Source organism: Staphylococcus sp. HMSC62A08 (genome assembly GCF_001839105.1).
Taxonomy (GTDB): Bacteria; Bacillota; Bacilli; order Staphylococcales; family Staphylococcaceae; genus Staphylococcus; species Staphylococcus caprae.
Genome location: NZ_KV840039.1, coordinates 133,823 through 142,658, shown reverse-complemented (window position 1 = coordinate 142,658; position 8,836 = coordinate 133,823). Strand labels below are relative to the sequence as shown.

Sequence of the window (8,836 nt, the reverse complement as noted above, 5' to 3'; positions counted from 1 at the left end):
AAAAAATAGTGGAAGATATACCAATTAAAATATTTGACAGTAAAATAGAAAAATGAGGCCATACATATGCACTTTGTTGAGCATTTTCTATTAAAATATCAATTTTTCTTTTATCTTTTTTATTAATCACAATTTTAAATATTAATAAAGGCACGATAATTAGCAATACTATTACTAAATTTAAGATAAAGTTAGTTGAAAAGTCCATATAATCACCTATAGATTTAGTTAATATTCCGATTAATGAGCCAATCCCAGCAGTCCACCCTATCAGTGAATCATTTTTATCTTTTTCTTCCTTTGAAATGTTCGCAGTTTTTATATCTTTTAGTTCCCGTTCGTTAATTTCTTTTAGTGGGTGAGGCGTTATGTAATTGATTAATGGCAAGATAAATGATAGTTTATTACGATTTAAGTTTATTATATAGTGTTTTCCGTTATTGTGTATCAATCTGTATTTGTTGTTCTTTTTAAGAGATTCAATTGTTATAGAATTGATTGTTTTTCTCCCCTTTTATATCTATGTTTAATACAACCCCAATATTATCTTTCAAATAAGTTAACTTAAGAAAAATAAAATTGAGTTAACTATAATCCATACTGCTATCGGTTCAATTTGATTTCCCCTATCTTTCCATCAATTGTCGTTTGCGCATATAAAATAACATTTTGAAATAGGATAAAAGTTAGAAATATCATTATTCCAAAAACAAATATTATATTTGTTTGTTTTAACCACAGAAATCCATATGTTGTGGCAATGAAAATAAATGTAATAGGTAAGTTATAAATGATATTTTGAAATAAAACTTTAGAATTTGGCAGTATAAATGCTTTTCTTTCAGCATAACTTAATTCTATACCTAACTTAGTTTTCTTTTTTCTATCAACGATACTTTTTATTAAGACAATTGGAATAATTGCGATTAATACAAACATAATATTAATTAAAATATTTGTAGAAAAGTTCAAGTTATCAATTAATGACCTTGTTAAAGTTGCAATTAAAACAGCTGTCCCAGCTCCTAAGATATTTAAAGAATCTCGTTTGTTTTTATCCGCTTTTGAAATGTATGCTGTTTTTATGTTGTATAAGTCATTTTCATTAACTTCTATAAGTGGTTGACGTGTAATATAATTCAACAACGGAAATATGTAGAATATTTTATTTCTATTGAGATTTATAATGTAATATGTATTATCATAATTTATAATTTTGTATTTACTATTTTTCTCTATTGTCTCTATAGTAATTTATTAATATATGTATCCTCCTCTCCCCTTATTAAAATTTATTATCTTAAAATGATGATGACACTGTTTTTCGGATTGGTTAAAAAATTTTAAACATCCTCAAGTTCTTTTGCTAAGCACTTTGTATTATTGTAAAAATACTAGTCGCTCTCCCTAAATCACTTTACTTAGTTGTTATTTATCTTGATTTTATTGAAACATGTAAAACGTATATATAATATTTTATATAAATATTGTACCAATCATTATACGTGATACCTAGTTTTTTATAATGATTTATAAATTGATTTTTAGTAGAAATTGTAAGTATAAAAGATGGAAATAATAAAGGGACTTTACTTAATAAATAAAAAGACTTATTCCCTACGTGCTGTAAGAAATAAGTCTTAACCCAATATGCTATTCTTCTACTCTACTCCAACCTTTTTTAGTAAGAGTAATCTTGCCTGTTTCGATATTAATAATTTTCTTCTTATATAAATGACCAATGGCACGTTTAAATGAGCCTTTACTCATATTGAATACTTCTTTAATAGCCTCAGGACTTGATTTATCCCAAAATGGCAACTCGCCATCATATTCAACTAGTAAATCGAAAATAATTTGGCCATCATCATCGAGACGTTCATGAGCTAGTGGTAGGAATGAACCATTTAATTCGCCTTTATCATTATGACCGATGATTCGCACCTCAACTTTTTCACCTAAACGAGGCTCTTCTTTACGTTCAGATTCATGTACAAAGATTTTGTAGCCATCTTCGCTTAATAAGAAACTTCCTACTCTTAATAAGCGATATGCTCGTGCTTCTATCATTTCGTTTTGTTTACTCTCATCCATGACTGGTGTAAACATTCCTTCTACAATTGTTTCACTTGCAAGACGACCAAACATTTGATTATTACTGTCTATTCTTAATGTAACAAGTAAGTAATCTCCGGCTTGTGGCCATAATTCTTTTAATTTTGGTAAGTCTTCCCATGGAACTAATACTTCACGTGGTAAGCCTACATCGATATGTGCACCGTCACGATCTGTTTTTAATACTTTTGCGAAATCGTATTTATCTTTCGTTATGTCAGGCATATTTTGTGTAGCAAAAAGTTCGCCCGAACGGTTAGGATAAACGAAGAAGCTATATTCTTCCCCTATTTCGAATTCATCTTCTTCTGCTATCTCTGACTGATTTAATTTTACTTGTTCGCCGTTTGGTCCTTTTAATAAATAAGTAGAACCTTGCAATCCTTCTACTTCTAGAAATTCTATTGAACCTACGATATCTTTATCTAATGCCATTCTGTTCTCCTTATAATCATGTGATTTTTAAATTTCATTCATGTTCCTTCTATATAAATAGTTCTTTTCAAACTAAAATAAATGATTCGATACGATAAAATTCCTTTCAATTATAACATGAGTCACGCATTCTATCATTACTATGGCAACGAGGTCGAAACTCCTACTATTATATGATATAATTTCTCCGTTAGAATAACGATAAAGGAGCAAATGCATGTTACAAGTAACTGATGTAAGTTTACGTTTCGGTGATCGTAAACTATTTGAAGATGTAAATATTAAATTTACTGAAGGTAATTGTTATGGCTTAATTGGTGCAAACGGTGCAGGTAAATCAACGTTTCTAAAGATTCTATCTGGCGAAATTGATTCACAAACGGGTCATGTTTCATTAGGAAAAGATGAACGTCTAGCTGTATTAAAGCAAGATCACTTTGCATACGAAAATGAGCGCGTATTAGATGTCGTGATTAAAGGACATGAGCGTTTATATGAAGTAATGAAAGAAAAAGATGAGATTTACATGAAGCCAGATTTCAGCGACGAAGATGGCATTCGCGCAGCTGAACTTGAAGGCGAATTCGCAGAAATGAATGGTTGGAATGCGGAAGCTGACGCAGCGAACCTATTATCTGGTTTAGGTATTCAAGCGGATTTACATGACAAGAAAATGTCTGAGCTTGAAAACAATCAAAAAGTGAAAGTATTATTAGCTCAAAGTTTATTTGGAGATCCTGACGTACTTCTACTTGACGAGCCTACAAACGGTCTAGATATCCCTGCTATTAGTTGGTTAGAAGATTTCTTAATTAATTTTGAAAATACGGTCATCGTCGTATCTCACGACCGTCACTTCTTAAACAATGTATGTACACACATTGCCGATTTAGACTACGGAAAAATTAAAGTCTATGTAGGTAACTATGATTTCTGGTATCAATCAAGCCAATTAGCTCAAAAAATGGCTCAAGAACAAAACAAGAAAAAAGAAGAAAAAATTAAAGAGTTACAAGACTTTATTGCTCGTTTCTCAGCGAATGCTTCTAAATCTAAACAAGCGACAAGTCGTAAAAAACAACTAGACAAAATTGAATTGGATGATATCCAACCATCTTCAAGAAGATATCCATATGTTAAATTTACTCCTGAACGTGAAATAGGAAATGATTTATTAACAGTTGAAAATCTCTCTAAAACAATTGATGGTGAAAAAGTATTAGATAACATTTCATTTACAATGAATCCGAATGATAAAGCCATCTTAATTGGTGATAGCGAAATTGCTAAAACAACTTTACTTAAGATCTTAGCTGGTGAAATGGAACCTGATGAAGGTACATTCAAATGGGGTGTCACAACATCGCTCAGCTACTTCCCTAAAGATAACTCTGAATTCTTTGATGGTGTAGACATGAATTTAGTAGATTGGTTACGTCAATACGCACCTGAAGACGAACAAACTGAAACATTCTTACGTGGATTCTTAGGACGTATGTTATTTAGCGGCGAAGAAGTTAAGAAAAAAGCAAGCGTCTTATCCGGTGGTGAAAAAGTTCGCTGTATGTTAAGTAAATTGATGTTATCAAGTGCGAATGTTTTATTACTTGATGAGCCAACAAACCATTTAGACTTAGAAAGTATTACTGCAGTGAACGATGGTTTGAAATCATTTAAAGGTTCTATCATTTTCACTTCTTATGACTTCGAATTTATTAATACAATCGCAAATCGCGTGATTGATTTAAATCAACAAGGTGGTTTATCTAAAGAAGTCCCTTACGAAGAATATTTACAAGAAATTGGCGTTTTACAAAATAATTAATGAAGCAATGTTACCTCTTGAGAGTCAAAAGATTCTCGAGAGGTTTTTGTATTACCTTATGTTTTACTGGACTGCATTTCTTTAATAAACGACTTTACTCTCTTTTGCCAAACTTCTTTCACAACACCCCTCGCTGATTCAAAACTAAAATTATTAAATGCTACTACTTATAAAAATATTTCTTAATATTAAATCACAGATGAATTGAACTTACCCAAAAATTTTCAGTATATTTCAAAAAATCTAACATATTGGTTTACAGAGATATGTACTCTATGTATAATAAACACATATCAATTGAATAAGATTTTGATGAGGCGCATCAATCATGAGTAAAATTTAGAATTTTGCCTGCTAGCAACTAATTTTGAAAGGGTGCGATGCCGAAACAATTCATAATAGCAGTTATGAGTCGTTGGACTTTTTGGTTAAGAGCTAAAAGTTTGTCATTATTATTAAATAATGGAAAACATCACTTAAAAAAAAATGTAGAGCAAGTTCGCGCATTCCGAACTTGCTCTTTTTTTACATCGTGTGTGCCTTCCTTATTAAACAGGAGGACTAAAATTGAACAGAAGTGTTTTGAAATTTGGCGGTTCTTCCGTCAGCGATTTTACAAAAATAAAAAATATTGCTGAAATGCTTAAAACACGTGTAGACAAAGGAGAGGAATTAATCGTTGTGGTCAGTGCAATGGGCAAAACGACTGATCAATTAATGGAAAATGTGTCTTCATTGACTTCCACACCTAAAGAACAAGAACTTGCGCTTTTACTTACCACTGGCGAACAACAAACCGTCTCCTACCTTTCAATGGTACTCAATGACATTGGTGTAAGTGCTAAAGCAATGACAGGATATCAAGCAGGAATTAAAACGATTGGCCATCATTTAAAAAGTAAAATTGCCGAGATTGATCCAGAAACATTTAATCAAGCATTTGAAAAACATGATGTACTTGTGGTAGCAGGATTCCAAGGCATTAACGATGAATTCGAACTAACTACGCTAGGTCGTGGAGGTTCAGATACCACCGCAGTAGCCTTAGCAGCAAGTAACCAAACGCCTTGCGAAATCTATACAGATGTTGATGGTGTTTATGCGACGGATCCTAGAATATTAAGTCATGCGAAGCGTTTAGAATATGTTTCATATGAAGAAATGATGGAAATGAGCGCGCTTGGTGCAGGCGTACTTGAAACGCGAAGTGTTGAACTTGCTAAGAACTACGATATCCCGCTTTATTTAGGAAGAACATTATCAAATTTGAAAGGAACATGGATTATGTCTAGAACAGATTTATTAGAGAAAAAAGCCGTCACGGGGGTAGCTTTAGATACACACATGATGCACGTAACGATTAGCTATCCCCTTCCAGATAATCGCTTACTAACTCAATTATTTACAGAATTAGAAGAAGGTTCAGTCAATGTCGATATGATTTCTCAAATAGTGAATCTTGAAGGATTACAGCTATCATTTTCAATTAAAGACAGTGACGTTCATCAAATTTCTTCAATTCTTGAAAATTTATCAGCACAATTTGACGCGTTAGATTATAAAATCAATGAAGAATACGTTAAGATTTCACTCATCGGTTCAGGTATGAGAGATATGTCAGGTGTAGCTTCTAAAGCATTTATGACTCTCATTAATTCGAAGATACCATTCTATCAAACGACTACCTCAGAAATTAGTATCTCGTATGTGATTGATGCTGAAAATGGTCAAAGAGCAGTCGAAGAATTATACAAAGCCTTTGATATCTAAAGTTGATATAATATATTTATTAAGAATTTTCTTAAAATTACCAATATTACAAATGGAGTGACTTTATTATGACAAGATTAGCAGTAGCCGGAGCAACAGGTTTAGTTGGAACAAAAATGTTAGAAACATTAGACCGTAAAAATATTCCTTTCGATGAGCTTGTACTCTTCTCATCAGCGCGTTCAGCTGGAAAGAAAGTTGAATTCCAAGGTCAAACATATACCGTTCAAGAATTAACAGATGAAGCAGCAAGTGAACATTTCGACTACGTGTTAATGAGTGCAGGTGGTGGTACAAGTGAACATTTTGCCCCACTCTTCGAACAAGCGGGTGCCATAGTTATTGATAACTCAAGCCAATGGCGTATGACTGAAGATGTAGACCTAGTTGTTCCTGAAGTGAATGAACCTAAATTCACACGTGGAATTATTGCAAACCCTAACTGTTCAACTATTCAATCAGTGGTACCTCTTAAAATTTTAAAAGATGCTTATGGATTGAAACGCGTGGCTTATACGACTTATCAAGCGGTTTCAGGCTCAGGTATCAAGGGTAAAAGAGATTTATCTGAGGGCGCTAATGGTAAAGAACCGGAGGCATACCCTCACCCGATTTATAATAATGTTTTACCTCACATCGATATTTTTCTTGAAAATGGTTATACCAAAGAAGAACAAAAAATGATTGATGAAACAAGAAAAATTTTAAACGATAAAGATTTGAAAGTGACTGCAACTTGTGTACGTGTACCAGTTCAAGACAGTCATAGTATTGAAATTGACGTGACATTAGATAAAGACGCGACGGTCAAAGATATTCAACGATTATTTGATCAAGATGACAGAGTTGTACTTGTAGACAATCCTGAGAAAAATGAATACCCATTAGCGATTCACTCTACAGGTAAAGATGAAGTCTTTGTAGGTCGAATCCGTCGCGATGATTCATTAGATAATACATTCCATGTATGGTGTACATCTGACAATCTCCTTAAAGGAGCAGCATTAAACGCAGTACAAGTATTAGAACAAGTTTTAACTTTGAAAGGAGCTCGATAATATGACACACATGTTTGAAGGCGTTGGTGTAGCTCTTGCTACTCCTTTTACAAATAATGAAGTTGATTACGACGCATTAGAAAGACATGTACAATTTTTATTAGAAAATCAAACTCAAGCGATTATAGTGAATGGTACAACAGCAGAAAGCCCTACTCTTACTGATGAAGAGAAAGAACAAGTACTTGAAACAGTAGTGAAATTAGTAAATCATAAAGTTCCTATTATTGCAGGAACTGGTACGAATAATACTCAGAAATCTATTCAAGCATCGAAACGTGCAAAAGATATAGGCGCAGATGCAGTTATGCTGATTACACCTTATTATAATAAAACGAATCAACGTGGATTAATTAAACATTTTGAAACGATAGCAAATGAAGTGAAATTACCGGTTGTCTTATATAATGTGCCTTCTCGTACAAATATGACAATCGAACCTGAAACTGTAGAAACCCTTAGTCACAACGAATATATTGTAGCGCTTAAAGATGCGACAAATGATTTTGATTATATGGAAGAAGTTAAACAACGTATTAATCAAGACGAATTCGCATTATATAGTGGTAATGATGACAATGTCGTTGAATTCTATCAACGCGGTGGTAAAGGTGTTATATCAGTTATCGCAAATGTTATTCCACAAGAATTCCAACATTTATATGATGCTAAACAAAGTGGAGAGGATATTTCAACACAGTTTGAACCTATTAGAAAATTATTAGATTCACTATCAGTAGACGTCAATCCTATTCCAATTAAAGCCCTTACTGCACACTTAGGATTTGGTAATTATGAATTAAGATTACCGCTTATTCCTTTAGAAAATGCAGAGCGCAAAGTATTAGAGCAAGCTTATGATCAGTTTAAAGCAGGTGAACAATCATGAAGATACTACTTATAGGCTATGGTGCTATGAATCAACGTGTTGCAAGATTAGCTGAAGAAAAAGGTCATGAAATCGTTGGTGTTATAGATCGAACTCCTAAAGCATCGACACCGTACACACATTACAACAGTATTGCAGAAGCTGAAGCACATGCGGATGTTGCAATTGACTTCTCTAATCCGGAATTACTATTTCCATTATTAAATGATACATTTCATTTACCTTTGGTGATTGCTACGACTGGTGCGAAGGATACGTTAATTACTAAATTGGAAAAGTTAAGTCAAAATATGCCCATTTTCTTTAGTGCGAATATGAGTTATGGCATTCATGCCCTTACTAAAATCTTAGAAACGGCTGTTCCCCTACTTCAAGATTTTGATATCGAATTAACTGAAGCACATCATAATAAAAAAGTCGATGCCCCAAGTGGCACACTAGTCAAATTATATGATGTTATCAAGGAACTCAGAGCGCAAAGTACTCCTGTATATGACCGACATGATAAAACTGAGAAACGTTCAAAAGATGAAATAGGTATACACGCAGTTCGAGGCGGTACTATCGTTGGCGAGCATGATATTTTATTTGCTGGTACTGATGAAACGATTACCATTTCACATAAAGCACAATCTAAAGATATTTTCGCAAATGGAGCTATAGGCGCTGCTGAAAAGTTAATCCACAAAGAAAATGGTTATTACACTTTCGATAATTTATAAACGTTAAACAAAGGAGAATATA

At 33.1% G+C, this 8,836-nt stretch carries 8 protein-coding genes and 1 riboswitch; of the genes, 5 read left to right on the top strand and 3 right to left on the bottom strand.

Annotated elements, in window-relative coordinates; translation table 11 throughout:
* The 3 genes from HMPREF3264_RS12435 to cvfB all read right to left on the bottom strand — a co-directional run.
* A partial coding sequence (locus tag HMPREF3264_RS12435; protein WP_176746823.1) for a DUF443 family protein occupies positions 1–451 on the bottom strand: 451 nt, incomplete at its 3' end.
* Between the two features lie 152 nt (positions 452–603).
* Positions 604–1,239: a DUF443 family protein gene (locus tag HMPREF3264_RS06645; RefSeq protein ID WP_083327793.1), complete on the bottom strand. Its 636-nt coding sequence runs from the start codon at positions 1,237–1,239 to the stop codon at positions 604–606.
* A gap of 414 nt (positions 1,240–1,653) precedes the next feature.
* The gene (cvfB, locus tag HMPREF3264_RS06640; protein ID WP_070831403.1) at positions 1,654–2,550 is read right to left on the bottom strand and encodes an RNA-binding virulence regulatory protein CvfB; all 897 of its coding nucleotides are present in this window, start codon (positions 2,548–2,550) and stop codon (positions 1,654–1,656) included.
* Between the two features lie 217 nt (positions 2,551–2,767).
* Between cvfB and HMPREF3264_RS06635 the strand changes: the two genes are divergently transcribed.
* The 5 genes from HMPREF3264_RS06635 (at position 2,768) to dapB (ending at position 8,814) form a co-directional block, all read left to right on the top strand.
* Positions 2,768–4,375: an ABC-F family ATP-binding cassette domain-containing protein gene (locus HMPREF3264_RS06635; protein WP_070872597.1), complete on the top strand. Its 1,608-nt coding sequence runs from the start codon at positions 2,768–2,770 to the stop codon at positions 4,373–4,375.
* Positions 4,376–4,679: 304 nt separating this feature from the next.
* A riboswitch (Lysine riboswitch) is annotated at positions 4,680–4,856 on the top strand.
* Positions 4,857–4,942: 86 nt separating this feature from the next.
* Positions 4,943–6,145, top strand: coding sequence for an aspartate kinase (locus tag HMPREF3264_RS06630; protein ID WP_070872595.1), 1,203 nt, complete (start codon positions 4,943–4,945; stop codon positions 6,143–6,145).
* A 68-nt stretch (positions 6,146–6,213) separates the two neighbouring features.
* The gene (locus HMPREF3264_RS06625) at positions 6,214–7,203 is read left to right on the top strand and encodes an aspartate-semialdehyde dehydrogenase (RefSeq protein ID WP_070872593.1); all 990 of its coding nucleotides are present in this window, start codon (positions 6,214–6,216) and stop codon (positions 7,201–7,203) included.
* Position 7,204: 1 nt separating this feature from the next.
* Positions 7,205–8,092 (top strand): 4-hydroxy-tetrahydrodipicolinate synthase, encoded by an 888-nt coding sequence (gene dapA / locus HMPREF3264_RS06620; protein WP_002442813.1) that lies wholly within the window; start codon positions 7,205–7,207, stop codon positions 8,090–8,092.
* Entirely contained in the window at positions 8,089–8,814 is a 726-nt protein-coding gene (dapB, locus tag HMPREF3264_RS06615) for a 4-hydroxy-tetrahydrodipicolinate reductase (RefSeq protein WP_070872591.1), read from the top strand. Before dapA ends, dapB begins: the two co-directional genes overlap by 4 nt.
* Positions 8,815–8,836: the final 22 nt, after the last annotated feature.